A 16,825-nucleotide genomic window follows, 5' to 3' on the forward strand; every position below is an offset into this window, starting at 1 on the left:
CCCCGCCCACGGCATGCACGCCCATGGAACACATCCAGCCGCCGAAGATCTCGGCCACGGTGATCACCTGGAACGAGGCCGACCGGATCGGCGAGTGCCTGGCCTCGCTGGCGTTCTGCGACGAGATCGTGGTGGTCGACTCCGGCTCCACCGACGCCACCCGGGAGCTGGCCGAGGCGGCCGGGGCGCGGGTGCTGGTGCGGCCGTTCGACGGTTTCCGCAGCCAGAAGCAGTACGCCGTGGAGCAGGCCCGCCACGACTGGATCCTCAGCCTGGATGCCGACGAGTCGCTGGACCCGCGGCTGGCGGAGTCGATCCGCGCCGAACAGCGCCGCGGCTTCGCCGGTGCGGCGGGCTACCGTTTCGCCCGCAGCTCGGAGTACTTCGGCCGCTACCTGCGCCATGGCAATGCCTACCCGGACCGCAAGCTGCGGCTGTTCGACCGCCGCCGCGGCGGCTGGCGCGGCGAGCGCGAGATCCACGAGACCGCCACGGTCGATGGCGAGGTGGTCACCCTGCCGGGCGACCTGCTGCACCGTCCGTTCCGCTCCTTCGACCACCAGCTGGCCAAGGGCATGCAGTACTCACGGATGATGGCCGAGCACGCCCATGCCCGCGGCAAGCGCGCCAGCCTGGGCAAGCTGCTGCTGGGGCCGGCGTGGCGCTTCTTCCGCGGCTATGTGCTGCGCGGCGGTTTCCTCGACGGCTGGCCGGGACTGGTCTACGCCTATGTCACCGCCTGGACCGCGAGGCAGAAGACGGTCCGCCTGTGGCTGCTGCAGAACGGGCTGGAGCCGCCGCGCGGCAAGTCCGCGGACTGAGCTCAGCGCGCCTTGCGCAGCCGCGCGTAGAAGAAGCCGTCCATCCCGTCCTCGCCCGGCAGCCGCTGGCGGCCGGCGCCGGAGGCATGGCCGAAATCCTCCGGCAGCGGGTCCGCCGCGGCATCGGGGGTGCGGGCCAGGAAGGCGTCCACCTGGTCCCGGTTCTCCACCGCCAGGATCGAACAGGTCGCGTACAGCAGCACGCCACCGGGCGCGACGGTCGTCCACAGCGCGTCCAGCAGGCGCCCCTGCAACCCGACCAGCGCCGCCAGGTCGGCCGGGCGGCGGTGCAGGAGCACGTCGGGGTGGCGGCGGATCACACCGGTGGCCGAGCAGGGCGCGTCGAGCAGGACGGCATTGAAAGGCCGGCCGTCCCACCACGGCTCCGTTGCCGCGGCATCGGCGACCTGGAGCCGTGCACCTTCGTCCAGGCGCAGGCGCGCGAGGTTCCCGGCCATCCGCTCGAGACGCAGCGGGGCGGAGTCCAGCGCCAGCACCTGCAGCGAGCCATCGCGCTCCAGCAGGTGCGCCAGCTTGCCGCCCGGCGCCGCGCAGGCGTCGAGCACGCGGGCACCCGGGGGCGGCGCCAGCGCCTCGACCACCTGTTGCGCACTGCCGTCCTGGACCGAAACCCGGCCGTCCGCGAAGCCGGGCAGCGCGGTGACCGGCACCGGCCGGTCCAGACGCAGGCCGTCGGGCAGCCGGGGGTCGACCGCCGACTCGATGCCGGCCCCCTCCAGCTGCGTGCGATAGGCATCGCGCCCGATGGCCCGGGCGTTGACCCGCAGCCACATCGGCGGCGGCGCGGCGCAGGCGGCCAGGATCGCCTCGTGCCGCCCGGGCCAGTCCCGCCGCAGGTGGGCAAGCAGCCAGTCCGGCCAGCCGGCGCCCGGCGCGGCCGGTGGCAGGCCTTCGCGCTGGGCACGGCGCAGCAGGGCATTGACCAGCTTGGCCTGGTGGGCCCGGCCAAGGACGCGGGCGGCCTCGACGGTGGAAGCCACCGCGGCATGCGCTGGCAGGCCAAGGGGGTCGAGCTGGGCGAATCCGGCCAGCAGCAACGCGCGCAGCGGCCGGTCCTTGCGCGCCAGCGGGCGCGGCAGCCAGCTGGCGAGCGCGGCGTCGTAGCGCGGGGCCTGGCGCAGCGCGGCCAGGCAGACCGCCTCGACCAGGGCACGGTCGCGCGGGTCGGCCAGCGTCGGCAGGACCGCCGCCAGTTCCGACTTGAGCGAGCGTCCGTGGTGCAGCACCGCGTCGAGCACGCGGGCCGCGGCCACCCGGGTCGCGGTTCCCGGGGATGCCTTCATCCCAGGCCCGGCCGGCCGTTCAGGTAGTCGGCCGCGCTGACCGCCCGGCCGCCCTCGCGCTGCAGCGACTGCAGGCGCAATGCGCCGTGGCCGCAGGCGATGTCGATGCCGTCGCGCCCGGCGGCCAGCACCGCACCCGGCTCCGCGGCGTGGTCGAGGTCCAGCGCGCGCGCGGCGTGGATGCGCACCCGTTCGCCCGCCAGCTGCGCTTCGGCGACCGGCCATGGATTGAACGCGCGCACGGTGTCGGCCAGCTCGCGTGCCGGGCGCGACCAGTCCAGCCTGGCCTCGGCCTTGTCGAGCTTGCGGGCGTAGGTCACGCCCTCCGCCGGTTGTGGCCGGGGGCTGGGGGAGAGGCCGGCGCGCAGCAGGCCCAGCCCGTCGGCCAGGACCCAGGCGCCCATCTCCGCCAGCCGGTCGTGCAGCCGGCCACCGGTTTCGTCGGGCGCGATGGCGGTGCGCTGCTCCAGCAGCACCGGGCCGGTATCCAGGCCCTTCTCCATCCGCATCAGGCACACCCCGGTCTCGGCGTCGCCGGCCTGGATGGCCCGCTGGATCGGCGCCGCCCCGCGCCAGCGCGGCAGCAGCGAAGCATGCACGTTCCAGCAACCCTCGGCGGGGATGTCGAGCACCGCCTGCGGCAGGATCAGCCCGTAGGCCACCACCACCATCAGATCCGGCTGCAACGCGCGCAGGGCCTCGACGTCGGCGGGGTCGCGGAAGTTCACCGGCTGGCGGACCTCCACGCCCATCTCCAGCGCGGCCTGCTTGACCGGCGAGGCGGCAAGCCCGCGCCCGCGGCCGGCCGGCCGGTCGGGCTGGGTGTAGACGGCGATGAGTTCCGCCCGGGTGGCGGCGGCGCGCAGCGACGGGACGGCGAATTCCGGCGTGCCGGCGAAGACGATCCTCAAGACCCGGCCCTACGCCGCCTTGCGGCGGGCCTTGGCCAGCTTCTTGCGGACCATCTCGCGCTTCAGCGGCGAGAGGTAGTCGACGAACAGCTTGCCCAGCAGGTGGTCCATCTCGTGCTGCACGCAGACCGCCAGCAGGCCCTCGGCCTGCATCTGGAACGGCTGGCCATCGCGGCCGACCGCCCGGACGGTGATTGCGGCGGAGCGGGTGACGTCGGCGAAGATGCCGGGCACCGACAGGCAACCCTCCTGGCAGACCTGCTCCCCGGAGCGCTCGGTGATCTCCGGGTTGATGAACACCAGCGGCTGGTCGTGCTCCTCGCTCACGTCGATCACCATGAAGCGCTGGTGGACATCCACCTGGCTGGCCGCCAGGCCGATGCCCGGCGCGGCGTACATGGTCTCGAACATGTCGTCGAGGAGCTGCTGGAACTCCGGCGTGGCCACCTGGGCGACGTCGACCGGCGCGGCGACGGTCCGCAGGCGCGGGTCCGGGAACTCTAGGATGGGAAGCTGGGCCATGGCGTTGGAAATGGGGGTGCCTGTCACAGACACAAGCAACGGGTGCCCATTCTAACGCGCAAGCCTGTCTGGAACCTTGCAACGGTGCGTATTTTCTGGGCTATAGTGCCCTGCCCGCGTCGATTTATGACGCCCGGGCGCACCTGAAGGGGAGCCAGGTACACGCCATGTTGAAACCGATCCGCGCGGTCATCGCCGCAGCGTTGCTGACCATTGCCACTTACGCCGTGGCCGCCGAATTGCGGGGCGACCACCCCGATACCTACGTGGTCCAGAAGGGGGACACCCTCTGGGACATCGCCGGCCGTTTCCTCGAGCGCCCGTGGCTGTGGCCCGAGATCTGGCAGGCCAACCCGCAGATCGCCAACCCCCACCTGATCTACCCGGGCGACGTGGTCTCGCTGGCCTACCTCGACCGCGTGGCCGCCGCGCAGGTGCAGCCGGGCCCGCGCGCCGCCAGCCCGCTGACCGGCGTGCCGCTGTCGGAGATCGAACCGTTCCTGAAGGACCTGCGGGTGGTCGACGCCTTCGAGCACCTGCCGTACGTGGTGGGGCTCGAGGAGAACCGCCTGCGCAGCGCCGAGGGCCAGGTCGCCTACGTGAAGGGCCTGCCCGATGCCCAGCCCGGGCAGCGCTACGCGGTGGTCCGGCCGATCCAGCGCTACACCCGCCTGGACCGCACCGCCTGCTGCGACCTGTTCCACCGCGACCGGCTCGACTTCCGCGGCAAGCGCAACCTCGACTTCGAGCAGATGTGGACCAACGCCGTGGTCCCCGACCATGGCCACGAGCTGCTGGGTTACGAGCTGATGCGCCAGGGGACCGGCACCATCAGCCGGGGCGAGGTCGGTGGCATCGAGGCATCCACCTTCGTGCTCGACAGCAACGGCCGCGAAGTCCGGGTCGGCGACCGCCTGGTCCCGGTCGAGGCCCAGCCCTACGACCTGCAGTTCTTCCCGCACCCGCCGCGCCAGCAGTTCGAGTACGGCCGCGCCCGGGTGCTGGCAGTGGCCGACATGCTGCGTACCGGTGGCCCGCGCGACGTGGTGGCCCTGTCGGTCGGTGCCCGCGACGGCATCGACAACGGCACCGTGTTCTCGACCTGGCACCAGGGCGACACGGCACCCGACCGGGTGTCCAAGGGACCCTGGGACCGCAGCGGCGACAGCTTCGCCCGCGGCGACCGGGTCCGGCTCCCCGACGAGTACGCGGCGCACCTGATGGTGTTCCGTACCTTCGAGAACGTGAGCTATGCGCTGGTGATGGAGGGCATCCGCCCGGTGCAGATCGGCCAGGAACTCAAGCACCCCGACGCGCCGTACTGATACGGCCCGGGAGCGGCCCCGGCGGGGAAAATTCCCACGACGCAACGCGACGGCGCCCTAGGGCGCCGTCTTCGCATGCGGTGCACGCTGGCGGGCATGACCATGCTCACCACCGACGCCCGCCCGGCCCCGCCCGACACCCGGGACCCCGACACCGAGGCCCTGCTGCGGCTCGCCGGCTGCTCCGGCAGCAAAGGCATCCGCCGCCTGCTCGAGCTCGCCGGCCCGGCCGCGGCGCTGGCCGCCGGTCCTGCGTTGTGGCGCAGCTGCGGGCTGACCAGGCTGCAACAGGCGCGGCTGCACTGCCCGGATGCCGCCTTGATGGAGCGCGGCCGCCACTGGCTCGCCGCCCCCGGGCGACAGCTGCTGGGCTGGCACGACCCCGATTACCCGCCCCTGCTGCGGCGCGGCCCCAATCCGCCCGCAGTGCTGTTCGTCGACGGCGACCCGGCACTGCTGTGGCGTCCTGCGGTGGCCGTGGTCGGCAGCCGCGCGCCCAGCCCCGGCGGGCTGGAAACCGCGCGCGAACTGGCGGCGGCGCTGGCCCGCGCCGGGCTGGTGGTGGCCAGCGGCATGGCCGCCGGCATTGACACCGCCGCGCACCAGGCGGCGCTGGCGGTCGGCGGCGGCAGCTACGCCGTCCTGGGCACCGGGCCCGACGTGCCCTACCCGCACCGCAATGCCGGGTTGCATGAACGGCTGGTACGGCAGGGCGCGGTGGTCAGCGAGCATCCGCCGGGTACCGGACCGCGCAGCAGCCACTTCCCCAGCCGCAACCGGATCCTCGCCGCGCTCGGCATCGCGACGGTGGTGGTGGAGGCGGCGCAGCGGTCCGGGGCGCTGATCACCGCGCGACTGGCCGGCGAATGCGGGCGCGAGGTCATGGCCTACCCCGGCTCGATCCGCAATCCCGCCGTCCGTGGCTGCCACCGCCTGATCCGCGACGGCGCGGCGCTGGTGGAAGGCCCCGGCGAGGTACTGGAGCTGGTCGCCCCGGTGGCGGCCCGGCTCGCGGCCGACTTGCGGGTGCGGCTGGACGCCCCCATCTGTGGGGAGGCCGGCGACGTTGCCGCCCCCGCGGCCCCGGCACCCTCCCACAACCCCTTGTGGCAGGCCTTGGGCCATGACCCCAGCAGTATGGACCAGCTGATCGTCCGCAGCGGATTGACCCCCACCGAGGTGTCGTCCATGCTGCTGGCGCTGGAACTGGAAGGACGCGTCGCGGCCCGCCACGGCCGCTGGTACCGCACCGGCTGAGGCCCCGAACCCCCAGCGCTGCGCACCCCGTCGTCGACCACCGCGCGAGCCGCGCAGGCCGAGGAAATGAAAGAAAGCATCCTGGACGTCCTGCTGTACCTGTTCGAGCACTACTTCGCCGAAGACGCGGACCTGGTCCGCGACCGCGAGCACCTCCACAGCCATGCCCTGATCGCCGAGCTCGGCCAGGCCGGCTTCAGCCCCGCCGAGATCAACAAGGCCTTCGAGTGGCTCGACGACCTGGCGCGCCAGCGCCCGGTCCCGCAGCCGCTGCGTGCCGACGCGCCGGTGCGGATCTATGCCGGCCCGGAACTGGACCGGCTGGATGCGGAGTGCCGGGGGTTCCTGCTGTTCCTGGAGCAGCACCGGGTGCTCGACGCCGGGCAGCGCGAACTGGTGCTGGACCGGGCCATGGCCCTGGACCAGGACGAACTCGACCTGGACGACCTGAAATGGGTCGTGCTCATGGTGCTGTTCGACCAGCCCGGCAGCGAAGCCGCGTATGCCTGGATGGAAACCCAGATGTACGCCGACGACCCGGAACCGGTGCATTGACCGGCCCGCGGCGGTGGTGCTGCCTGGCGCCCCACGGCCGCGTGACACCTCTTGATATAGTGCGCGCCCCGCGGCAGGCCGGCCGTGGCGGCGTACCTGCGCCACCGCGCCGCCTTCACGCCTCGCCCCGCCCCCAACCGACAGGCTCTTTCCCCCGATGGCCCGCAACCTCCTAATCGTCGAGTCGCCCGCCAAGGCGCGCACGATCAACAAGTACCTGGGCAAGGACTTCACCGTGCTGGCCTCCTACGGCCATGTGCGCGACCTGGTGCCCAAGGAGGGAGCGGTCGACCCCGACGCCGGGTTCGCCATGCGCTACGACGTGATCGAGAAGAACCAGAAACACGTCGACGCCATCGCCAAGGCCGCAAAATCCGCCGAGAACCTCTACCTGGCCACCGACCCGGACCGCGAGGGCGAGGCGATCAGCTGGCATATCGCCGAGATCCTGCGCGAGCGCGGCCTGCTGAAGGACAAGCCGCTGCAGCGGGTGGTGTTCACCGAGATCACCCCGCGCGCGATCAAGGAAGCGATCGCCAGTCCACGCGGACTGGCGGTGCCGTTGGTCGATGCGCAGCAGGCGCGCCGGGCGCTGGACTACCTGGTTGGCTTCAACCTCTCGCCGGTGCTGTGGCGCAAGGTCCAGCGCGGGCTGTCCGCCGGCCGGGTGCAGAGCCCGGCACTGCGGATGATCGTCGAGCGCGAGGAGGAGATCGAGGCTTTCACCGCGCGCGAGTACTGGAGCCTGGAGGCCGAGTGCCGGCACCCCTCGCAGGTCTTCAATGCCCGGCTGGTGAAGCTGGACGGGGCGAAGTTCGAACAGTTCACCATCACCGATGGCGGGACCGCCGAGGACGCCCGCAACCGCATTGCCCGCGATGCCGGCGGGGTGCTCCAGGTCACCGACGTCAGCCGCAAGGAGCGCAAGCGCCGCCCGGCACCGCCGTTCACCACCTCGACCCTGCAGCAGGAGGCCGCGCGCAAGCTCGGCTTCACCACCAAGCGCACCATGCAGGTGGCGCAGAAGCTGTACGAGGGCGTGGCACTCGGCGATGAAGGCACGGTCGGCCTGATCAGCTACATGCGTACCGACTCGGTGAACCTGTCGGGCGAGGCGCTGTCCGAGATCCGCGACGTGATCGCGCGTGACTTCGGCACCGGCGCGGTCCCCGACAAGCCGAACTTCTACAAGTCCAAGACCAAGAACGCCCAGGAGGCCCACGAGGCGGTGCGCCCGACCTCCGCCCTGCGCACGCCGGCCCAGGTGGCGCGGTTCCTGGACGATGACGGCCGCCGGTTGTACGAGCTGGTGTGGAAGCGTGCGGTCGCCAGCCAGATGGTGCCGGCCACGCTCAACACCGTCTCCATCGACCTGGCCGCCGGAAGCGAGCATTCCTTCCGGGTGTCGGGCACCACGGTGGTCGACCCCGGCTTCCTGGCAGTCTACGAGGAAGGCCGCGACCAGCGCGCCGCCGATGCCGAGGACGAGGGCCGCAAGCTGCCGCCGATGCAGCCCGGCGACCGGATCCCGCTGGAAGCGGTCATCGCCAACCAGCACTTCACCGAGCCGCCGCCGCGCTACTCCGAGGCCAGCCTGGTCAAGGCGCTGGAGGAGTACGGCATCGGCCGGCCTTCCACCTACGCCTCGATCATCGCCACCCTGCTGTTCCGCAAGTACGTGGAACTGGAAAGCCGCCGCTTTCGCCCGACCGACGTCGGCCGCGCGGTCAGCAAGTTCCTCTCCGGCCACTTCACCCGCTACGTGGACTACGACTTCACCGCGAAGCTGGAGGACGAGCTCGACGCGGTCAGCCGCGGCGAGGAGGAATGGGTCCCGTTGATGGAGCGCTTCTGGGCGCCGTTCAAGCAGCTGGTCGAGGACAAGAAGGAGTCGCTGGACAAGGTCGACGCCGGCAGTGTCCGCATCCTGGGCGACGACCCGGCCAGCGGCCGTCCGGTCAGCGCGCGCATCGGCAAGTACGGCCCGCTGGTGCAGATGGGCACCGTCGAGGACGAGGAGAAGCCGAAGTTCGCCTCGCTGCAGCCGGGCCAGAGCATCTACTCGATCACCCTGGAGCAGGCGCTGGAGCTGTTCAAGATGCCGCGCACCCTGGGCGAGCACGACGGCGAGGTTGTCACCGTCGGCATCGGCCGCTTCGGCCCCTTCGCCAAGCGCGGCAGCACCTACGCCTCGCTGCAGAAGGAAGACGACCCCTACACCATCGAACTCGACCGGGCGGTGTTCCTGATCGAGGAGAAGGAGGAGATCGCCCGCAACCGGATCATCCGCCAGTGGGAGGGCAGCGATGTCCAGGTTCTCAACGGGCGTTTCGGCCCGTACATCAGCAACGGCCAGCTCAATGCCAAGATCCCCAAGGATGCGGAGCCGGCCTCGCTGAGCCAGGAGGAGGCCACCCGCCTGCTGGAGGAAACCGGCAAGCCGGCACGCGGTCGCTTCGCCAAGAAGGCAGCGAAGAAGGTGGCGAAGAAGGCCGCCGCGAAGAAAGCGACGAAGGCGGCGAAGAAAACCGCGGCGAAAAAGGCCGCCAGGAAGACCGTCAAGAAGGCCGCCAGGAAGACCGCCGCGAAGAAGGTCGCCAAGACCGCCGACTGATGCCTGGCCGGACCGACCTTGATGCTGCGGTCCTTGCCCTGGCGCGGGGCGGTCTCATCGCCTACCCGACCGAGGCCGTGTGGGGCCTGGGTTGCGACCCGTTCAACCAGGGCGCGGTGGAGCGGCTGCTCGCGCTCAAGCAGCGGCCGGTTTCCAAGGGGCTGATCCTGGTGGCCGCCTCGGCCGGGCAGTTCGACGGGCTCGCCGACTGGGCCGCGTTGCCGGAGTCCCGCCAGCATGCCGTCCACGACAGCTGGCCCGGCCCCAACACCTGGATCGTTCCGGTCACCGCTCGGGTCCCGCGCTGGATCTGCGGCGCGCATGCCGGCGTCGCGCTGCGGGTCAGTGCCCATCCGGTGGTGGCGGCGCTGTGCCGGGAGGCCGGAAGCCCGATCGTGTCGACCAGCGCCAACCTGGCCGGCCGGCCACCTGCCCGGAGGCGCGAGGCACTCGATCCGCGGCTGCTTGCCTCCCTTGATGCGGTCGTGGAGGGCGAGACCGGCGGACTGGCGACACCCACCGAGATCCGCGATGCCCGCAGCGGGAAAGTACTTCGCCCCTGAACCCGGGGCCGGTCAGGCCTACCGGTCCCGCTCACCCGCGGCGATGGCGGCCTGAGGCAAGATGCGCCCATGCATGGCCGATCCGTCCTGACCTTGCCTGCCTTCCCCGTGCTGGTGGCACTGGCGCTGGTGCCCACAGGCGCCGGCTCCGCGGAGCCGCAGTCCGCCGACCCGGAGGCGGTCACCATCTACCACTGCACCGATGCCCGGGGGCAGCCGGTGATCCGCGACAGCCCGTGCGCCGCCGGCCAGACCGAGCGCCGGGTGACCACCCTGCAGCGCCCGGTCGACCCGCCGTCACCGCCACCCGCGCCGCCCGCACCGGCGGAGCCTGCGCCGCCACCCGCGGCCGCCGCTGCGACCCGCACGGTCATCGCTCGTGCCCCGGCGCCGATGTACGAGTGCACGACGCCGGAGGGGGACACCTACACCAGCGACGACGGCCAGGGGAATCCGCGCTGGGTGCCGTTGTGGACGCTGGGCTACGGCGTCCACTCCCGTCATCCGCAGCCGCCCCGGCGGGAAGCGCCGCCACGCATGCGGCCGCCCATCGGCGCACCGGTGCGGCCGGCCGCGGCGGGTGCACCGACCGGCAGCGGCTTCCATTTCGACGGCGTGGGCCGCCCCTCGCCGGAACTGCCGCGCAACCAGCCGCGCCCGCCACAGGCGCCGCCGGCGGAACAGGGCGGCCACTGGCACCATCACGGCGGCGTTCCCTACGCCGCTGGAGGTACCTGGGTACAGGACAGTTGCCGTCTGCTTCCGCAGCACGAGGCATGCGAGCTGCTGCGCGAGCGCAGCTGGACGCTGCGCCAGCGCTTCAACCATGCGCTGCAGGGCGAACAGCGCGAGATCACCGCCGAGCGCAAGCGGATCGCCCTGCGGATGGAGAGCGACTGCTGACCGTCCGCCGTGACCCGGCTGTCGGCAGTCCCGCCTATGCCCCGCGAATGCCCCTCGGCATCCGCTTGAGGCCACACAGCAGTTCATAGGCGCTGGTGCCGCAGTGCCGCGCCAGCTCGTCGGCCCGCACCCTGTCGCCCCACAGCTGCACCGGGGTGCCGACGGTCGCGTCGGGATGGCCGGACAGGTCCACCGTCAGCATGTCCATCGAGACCCGCCCCGCCAGCCGGCCCGGCCGGCCGTCGATCGACACCGGGGTGCCATCGGGGGCGAACTGCGGATAGCCGTCGGCGTAGCCCATGGCCACCACGCCGATCCGCATCGGCATCGGGGTGACGTAGCGGGCGCCATAGCCGACCGGCTCGCCGGCGGCCAGCTCGCGCACCGCGATCAGCTTCGACTCGACGGTCATGACCGGGCGCAGCAGGTCGGCCCCGGCGTGGGGACCGGCGAACGGGTTGGCGCCGTAAAGCATCAGGCCGGGGCGCGCCCAGGAAGTGCCGCCCTCCTCCCGGCTCCGTTCCGCATCCGCGTCCCGGTCCGCAGGCGGGGTGGGGAGGACAGCGGGCCAGCCCAGGATGGCGGCGGAGTTGCAGAGGCTGGCCACCGGACGCTCGTCCAGACCCGCGAGCACATCGCTGAAGACGGCCGCCTGCTCCGCGGTGCGGCTGCTGTCGAGTTCGTCGGCACGGGCGAAGTGGGTCATCGCGACCAGTCCGGCGACCTGTGGCAGGGCACGCAGGCGCCGCCAGGCACCGGTGAACTCCGCCGGGGACAGGCCGAGGCGGTGCATGCCCGAATCCAGCTTCACCCAGACCTGCAGCGGGGCCGACAGGCGCGCGCGGGCGATCGCCTCGACCTGCCAGGGCGCCTGCACCACGGTCCACAGCCGGTGGCGGTCGATCAGTTCGAGCTCGGCGGCTTCGAAGAAGCCTTCCAGCAGCAGGATCGGCGCGGTGATGCCGGCCTCGCGCAGCTCCAGCGCCTCCTCGATCGCGGCCACCGCGAAGCCGTCGGCCTCCGCTTCCAGCGCACGGGCGCAGGCCACCGCGCCATGGCCGTAGGCATCGGCCTTGACCACCGCCAGCGCGCGCCCGCCGCCCAGCCGCCGGGCCAGGCGGTAGTTGTGCCGCAGCGCCTGCAGGTCGATCAGCGCGCGGGCGGGGCGCAAGGCTCCAGCTCCTGGGAAATGGGGCGCGCCTTGCGGCCGCCATAACGGCTGATGTCCAGGCCCTCGGTGCTGATCTGCGGCTGGCGCGAGGACATCAGGTCGGCCAGGTAGCGGCCCGAGCCGGCGGCCATGGTCCAGCCCAGGGTGCCGTGGCCGGTGTTGAGGTACAGGTTGGGCCAGGCGGTCGCGCCCACCACCGGGGTGCTGTCCGGGGTGGCCGGGCGCAGGCCGGTCCACAGCTCGGCCGCCGGCACGTCGGCGGCACCGGGATAGAGATCGTTGATCACCTTCTCCAGGGTCGCCCGGCGGCGCGGGGACAGCGACAGGTCGAAGCCGGACACCTCGGCCATGCCGCCCATGCGGATGCGGTCGTCGAAGCGGGTGATCGCGATCTTGTAGCTCTCGTCGAGCACGGTGGAAACCGGCGCGCACGCGGCGTCCAGGATCGGCAGGGTCAGCGAGTAGCCCTTGAGCGGGTAGACCGGCAGGTCCAGGCCCAGCGGCCGGACCATCGGCGCGCTGTAGCTGCCCAGGGCCACGACGTAGCGGTCGGCGACCTCCAGCGCGCCGTCGACCTGCACTCCGGTCACCCGGCCGCCGTCATGCTCGATGCGCTCGATCCGGGTGCACAGCCGGAACTCGACCCCGGCCTGGCGCGCCATCTCCGCCAGTTCGCGAGTGAAGATCTCGCAGTCCCCGGTCTCGTCGTGGGGCAGCCGCAGGCCACCGGCGATCGACGCGCCGGCATGGGCCAGGCCCGGCTCGACGGCCACCGTTCCGGCGCGGTCGAGCAGTTCGTAGGGCACGCCGTACTCCCGGAGCACGGCGATGTCCTTGGCCGCATCGTCCAGCTGGGCCTGGGTACGGAACAGCTGCAGGGTGCCGAGCTGGCGCTCCTCGTAATGGATGCCGGTCGCCCTGCGCAGCTCGACCATGCAGTCGCGGCTGTACTCGGCCAGGCGGACCATGCGCGCCTTGTTGACGGCGTAGCGCGAGGCGGTGCAGTTGCGCAGCATCCGCGCCATCCACAGGTACTGGCGCGGGTCCAGCGTGGGCTTGATCGCCAGCGGGGCATGGCGCGAGAGCAGCCACTTGACCGCCTTGAGCGGCACCTTGGGCGCGGCCCACGGCGAGGCGTAGCCGGGGGAGACCTGGCCGGCATTGGCGAAGCTGGTTTCCCGCGCCACCGCGGGCTGGCGGTCGAGCACCACCACCTCATGGCCGGCCTGGGCCAAGTACCAGGCACTGCACACGCCGATCACGCCACCACCCAGCACCAGGACACGCATGGACATCGCTCCGAGGGGCGGCTCGGGCCCGCCGCCGACAGGGCGGGAGTATAGGCCGGCGTCCACCGACGTTTTTCCTGACTTGGCGCGATAAAACAGGGATACTTCCGGTAGGTTCAGCCACTGTCCAGCCGCAGATGCCCGTACGCAGCCGTGAACTCGACAAGATCGACCGCCGGATCCTGCGCATCCTCCAGGAGGAGGGGCGGATCTCCTTCACCGAGTTGGGCGAGCGGATCGGCCTGTCCACCTCCCCGTGCACCGAGCGGGTCCGCCGGCTGGAGCGCGAGGGAATCATCACCGGCTACCACGCCCGGCTGGATCCGCAGCAGGTGGGGGCCGGGCTGCTGGTGTTCGTGGAGATCAGCCTGGCCTACAAGTCCGGCGACATCTTCGAGGACTTCCGCGCCGCCGCGCTCAAGCTGCCCAACGTGCTGGAATGCCACCTGGTTTCGGGTGACTTCGACTACCTGATCAAGCTGCGGATCTCGGAGATGGCCTCCTACCGCAAGCTGCTGGGCACCACCCTGCTGGCGCTGCCGCACGTGCGCGAGTCCAAGAGCTACATCGTGATGGAAGAGGCCAAGGAAACCCTGAGCCTGCCCATCCCCGACCGCGGGCAGCGGGCTCAGAAGCCGTAGCGCAGGAAGCCGCCGTCCACCGCGATGCACTCGCCGGTGATGTAGCCGGCCGCCGGAAGGCACAGGAAGGCGACCGCCGCGGCCACCTCCTCCGGCTCGCCGATGCGGCCCAGCGGGGTGCGCTCGAGCACCTCGTCCAGGTAGTCGGCATCGGCCAGCGCGCCGGAGGTGCGCCGGGTGCGGATGTACCACGGCGCCACCGCGTTGACCCGGATGCCGTCGCCGGCCCACTCGACGGCCAGGTTGCGGGTCATCTGGTGCAGCGCCGCCTTGCTCATGCCGTAGGGCGCGCCGGTGCGCACGTGGGTGCTGCCCGACACGCTGCCGACGTTGACGATGCTGGCCGCGCCGTGGCGGGCCAGCAGCGGGTGCAGCTGCCGGCACAGCTCGAAGGCGGCGAACACGTTGAGCTCGAAGATCGCCCGGTACTCGTCCTCGGCGTAGTCGGTCGCCGCCCGCGGCAGGTTGCCGCCGGCGTTGTTGACCAGGATGTGCGGGCCCTCGCCGAGGTCCTCGATGCGGTCCAGCAGCTCGCCACGCGCGGAGGCGTCCGCGAGGTCGGCAACGTGGACATGCGCGCTGCGACCGGGGAACAGCTCGACCAGTTCCTCGCGCACGCCATCCAGCGCGTCGGCATCGCGCCCGACCAGCAGCAGGTCGGCGCCGAAACCCGCCAGCTCGCGGGCGATCGCCCGGCCGATGCCGGCGCTGCCGCCGGTCACCACCGCCAGTTGTCCGTCCAGCCGCCAGCGCCTGGGGTCCATCGTGCTCCTCGGATCGGTGTACGCCGCCTTGGCGCGGCCGGCCCTAGGATAGCGGCGTCGCCCCTCTCCGCACGAAGGAGACCGCCATGCGCAGGACCTGGTACGCCACCGCCACCGCCATGGTGGCGGCACTCATGCTCGCCGCCTGCGGCCGCCCCGAACCCCCGGACCCCGAGCAGCCGCCCGAACCCCAGGCCGCCGACCAGCGCGGTTGAGGCTTCCGGCGCAATACGCCGCCCCAGAGGGCGGCTATCGGCGCCCTACAGGCCCTCGGGGTCGCAGAAGCAGTGGGCCAGGGTCTTGACCGGCACGCCCGGGTCGCGCGCCAGCGCGTCGCGGAACAGCGCCAGGTCGCGCTCGACACCCGGAACCGCGGCGGTCACCAGGCCGCGGACCAGGTCGGAGTCGCGCAGCAGCATGGCGCCGATGCCGCTGGAGGCGAAGCCGCCCATCCACTGCTGGAACGGGCTGCCCTGCTTCTCGATGTAGCGCACCCGGTAATGGTCCTCCTCGAGCCCGGCGAGCGTGGCGGCATGCGCCACGGCATCACCCAGGTAGCCCATCTCGTCGACCAAGCCGCGGTCCAGCGCCTGGGCCCCGCTCCAGACACGGCCGCGGGCGACCTGGTCGATCTGGTCGACACTCTGCCCGCGCGCCTGCGCCACCTTGCCGGTGAAGTCGCGGTAGCCCTTCTCGATGACCGACTGGATCACCGTACCCACCTGCGGGTCCAGCGGCCGGGTGATGTCGAAGGCACCGGCGATGGGGGTGGTGCCGACGCCGTCGGTGTGGATGCCCACCTTGTCCAGCGCCCGCGGCAGGGTCGGGAACATGCCGAAGATGCCGATCGAGCCGGTGATGGTCGACGGGTCGGCATAGATGCGCTCGGCATCCATGCTGATCCAGTAGCCGCCCGAAGCCGCCACGTCGCCCATCGACACCACCACCGGCTTGCCCGCCTCCTGCAGCGCGACCACCTCGCGGCGGATCTGCTCGGACGGGAACACCCCGCCACCGGGCGAGCTGACCCGCAGTACCACGGCCTCGACGTGCTCGTCGTCGCGCGCCTCGCGCAGCAGTGCCGAGGTCGATTCGCCGCCGATCGTGCCGGGCGGCTGGTCGCCGTCGGTGATCGGGCCGGCCGCGACCACCACCGCCACCTGCGGGCGGGCATCGCCGGCGCTCTTGATCGCGCCCTTCCGGTGCGCGAGGTAGTCCTTCAGCGAGATCTGGCGGTAGCCGTACTCGGCATCGGCATCGGCCACCCCGCGCTCGGTCATCAGGTCGCCGAACTGCTCGCGGGTCATCAGCCCGTCGGCCAGGCCGTGGGCGACCGCGTACTGGGCGACATCGCCGCCGGCCGCGGCAATGCCCTCCGGCAGGCTGTCGACGTCGGCCGCCAGTCGCGCCGGGTCGAGGCCGCGCCCCTCGCCGACGTCGGCGAGGTAGCGCTGCCACAGGTCGTTCATCCAGTACAGGTCGGCTTCCTTGGACTCCGGCGAGGCCGCGTCGAGGATGAACGGCTCGGCGGCCGACTTGTACTCGCCCACCTTGAACAGGTGGATGTCGACGCCGAGCTTGTCCTGGAGACCCTCGCGGTAGTACTGGCGGTAGCTGGCGAAGCCCTCCAGCAGCACGCCTCCACCCATCGGGTCGACGTACAGCTCGTCGGCATGGGAGGCGGCCAGGTACGGGCCCTGCATCATCCCCTCGCTGAAGGCGACCACCTGCTTGCCGGCTTCGCGCACGCGGTCCACCGCCGCGGCGACCTCGCGCCAGGAGGCCATGCCGCCACCGGTCAGCCCGTCCAGGTCCAGCACCACCCGTTCGATGTTGCCGTCCCCGGCGGCGTGGTCGAGCGCGGCCAGCAGGTCGCGCAGCTGCAGCTCGCCGCCCCGCTGGCCCATCCCCTCGGCGAGGGCACGGGTGAACGGGTCGGTGGTGTACTGCTCGACCAGCCGGTCTTCCGGCGCGATCACCAGCGCGGTGCGCCCATGCAGCGGCGCCAGCCCCTCGCCGGAGCCGAGGATGGCGATGAACAGGAACAGCAGGAAGAAGAACAGCAGGTTGAGGATCAACCGCCGGGTGAAGTTCATCGCGTCCCAGACGCCGATGAAGAACCGGGCGATGGGGCCGCGACGGGCGGGCTGGTTCATTTTCGGTGGACTCCGTATCGATCGGCGCA

16 protein-coding genes are annotated in these 16,825 nt (G+C 71.9%); 9 read left to right on the forward strand and 7 right to left on the reverse strand.

Annotation, left to right across the window (positions count from 1 at the left end):
• Positions 1-23 precede the first annotated feature (23 nt).
• Positions 24-821, forward strand: a complete 798-nt coding sequence (locus LY625_RS05585; protein ID WP_233738166.1) for a glycosyltransferase family 2 protein — start codon at positions 24-26, stop codon at positions 819-821.
• 2 nt (positions 822-823) lie between these two features.
• On the opposite strand, the gene rsmB is transcribed toward LY625_RS05585, so the two are convergent.
• From rsmB to def, 3 genes are read right to left on the reverse strand one after another with little or no spacing between them, the layout of a single operon-like run.
• On the reverse strand, positions 824-2,125 hold the full coding sequence (gene rsmB / locus LY625_RS05590; protein WP_233738168.1) for a 16S rRNA (cytosine(967)-C(5))-methyltransferase RsmB: 1,302 nt from the start codon (positions 2,123-2,125) through the stop codon (positions 824-826).
• Positions 2,122-3,036 carry a methionyl-tRNA formyltransferase gene (gene fmt / locus LY625_RS05595; protein ID WP_233738169.1) on the reverse strand — a complete coding sequence of 305 codons (915 nt, stop codon included), beginning with the start codon at positions 3,034-3,036 and terminating at the stop codon, positions 2,122-2,124. The genes rsmB and fmt overlap by 4 nt, the downstream gene beginning before the upstream one ends.
• Positions 3,037-3,045: 9 nt before the next feature.
• Positions 3,046-3,558: a peptide deformylase gene (gene def, locus LY625_RS05600; RefSeq protein ID WP_233738172.1), complete on the reverse strand. Its 513-nt coding sequence runs from the start codon at positions 3,556-3,558 to the stop codon at positions 3,046-3,048.
• Positions 3,559-3,725: 167 nt separating this feature from the next.
• Here def and LY625_RS05605 point away from each other — a divergent pair, with 167 nt between their 5' ends.
• From LY625_RS05605 to LY625_RS05630, 6 genes are all read left to right on the forward strand, one after another.
• Positions 3,726-4,883 (forward strand): LysM peptidoglycan-binding domain-containing protein, encoded by a 1,158-nt coding sequence (locus tag LY625_RS05605; protein ID WP_233738173.1) that lies wholly within the window; start codon positions 3,726-3,728, stop codon positions 4,881-4,883.
• Positions 4,884-4,979: 96 nt separating this feature from the next.
• A complete protein-coding gene (dprA, locus tag LY625_RS05610; RefSeq protein ID WP_343223463.1) occupies positions 4,980-6,140 on the forward strand; it encodes a DNA-processing protein DprA in 1,161 nt (386 codons plus the stop codon).
• A 66-nt stretch (positions 6,141-6,206) separates the two neighbouring features.
• Positions 6,207-6,695 (forward strand): DUF494 family protein, encoded by a 489-nt coding sequence (locus tag LY625_RS05615; protein ID WP_233738174.1) that lies wholly within the window; start codon positions 6,207-6,209, stop codon positions 6,693-6,695.
• 157 nt (positions 6,696-6,852) lie between these two features.
• Entirely contained in the window at positions 6,853-9,309 is a 2,457-nt protein-coding gene (locus LY625_RS05620) for a DNA topoisomerase I (protein ID WP_233738175.1), read from the forward strand.
• Positions 9,309-9,872 (forward strand): Sua5/YciO/YrdC/YwlC family protein, encoded by a 564-nt coding sequence (locus tag LY625_RS05625; protein ID WP_233738176.1) that lies wholly within the window; start codon positions 9,309-9,311, stop codon positions 9,870-9,872. The genes LY625_RS05620 and LY625_RS05625 overlap by 1 nt, the downstream gene beginning before the upstream one ends.
• Positions 9,873-9,965: 93 nt before the next feature.
• Entirely contained in the window at positions 9,966-10,775 is an 810-nt protein-coding gene (locus tag LY625_RS05630) for a DUF4124 domain-containing protein (RefSeq protein WP_233738178.1), read from the forward strand.
• 34 nt (positions 10,776-10,809) lie between these two features.
• On the opposite strand, the gene alr is transcribed toward LY625_RS05630, so the two are convergent.
• Both alr and LY625_RS05640 read right to left on the reverse strand, forming a co-directional pair.
• Positions 10,810-11,946, reverse strand: a complete 1,137-nt coding sequence (gene alr, locus LY625_RS05635) for an alanine racemase (RefSeq protein ID WP_233738180.1) — start codon at positions 11,944-11,946, stop codon at positions 10,810-10,812.
• On the reverse strand, positions 11,925-13,235 hold the full coding sequence (locus LY625_RS05640; RefSeq protein ID WP_233738181.1) for a D-amino acid dehydrogenase: 1,311 nt from the start codon (positions 13,233-13,235) through the stop codon (positions 11,925-11,927). The genes alr and LY625_RS05640 overlap by 22 nt, the downstream gene beginning before the upstream one ends.
• Positions 13,236-13,372: 137 nt before the next feature.
• On the opposite strand from LY625_RS05640, the gene LY625_RS05645 reads away from it, so the two are divergent.
• A complete protein-coding gene (locus LY625_RS05645) occupies positions 13,373-13,876 on the forward strand; it encodes a winged helix-turn-helix transcriptional regulator (RefSeq protein WP_233738183.1) in 504 nt (167 codons plus the stop codon).
• Here LY625_RS05645 and LY625_RS05650 read toward each other — a convergent pair.
• Positions 13,864-14,640 (reverse strand): SDR family oxidoreductase, encoded by a 777-nt coding sequence (locus tag LY625_RS05650; protein WP_233738185.1) that lies wholly within the window; start codon positions 14,638-14,640, stop codon positions 13,864-13,866. The genes LY625_RS05645 and LY625_RS05650 overlap by 13 nt on opposite strands.
• An 86-nt stretch (positions 14,641-14,726) precedes the next feature.
• Here LY625_RS05650 and LY625_RS13375 point away from each other — a divergent pair, with 86 nt between their 5' ends.
• Positions 14,727-14,855 (forward strand): hypothetical protein, encoded by a 129-nt coding sequence (locus LY625_RS13375; protein WP_255703311.1) that lies wholly within the window; start codon positions 14,727-14,729, stop codon positions 14,853-14,855.
• A 45-nt stretch (positions 14,856-14,900) separates the two neighbouring features.
• Here the strand turns inward: LY625_RS13375 and sppA are convergent, their stop codons facing one another.
• Complete coding sequence (gene sppA, locus LY625_RS05655) at positions 14,901-16,796, reverse strand: signal peptide peptidase SppA (RefSeq protein WP_233738186.1); 1,896 nt, start codon at positions 16,794-16,796, stop codon at positions 14,901-14,903.
• Positions 16,797-16,825 lie beyond the last annotated feature (29 nt).

The sequence above is a fragment of the Lysobacter sp. GX 14042 genome (assembly GCF_021390425.1).
Classification (GTDB): Bacteria; Pseudomonadota; Gammaproteobacteria; order Xanthomonadales; family Xanthomonadaceae; genus Novilysobacter.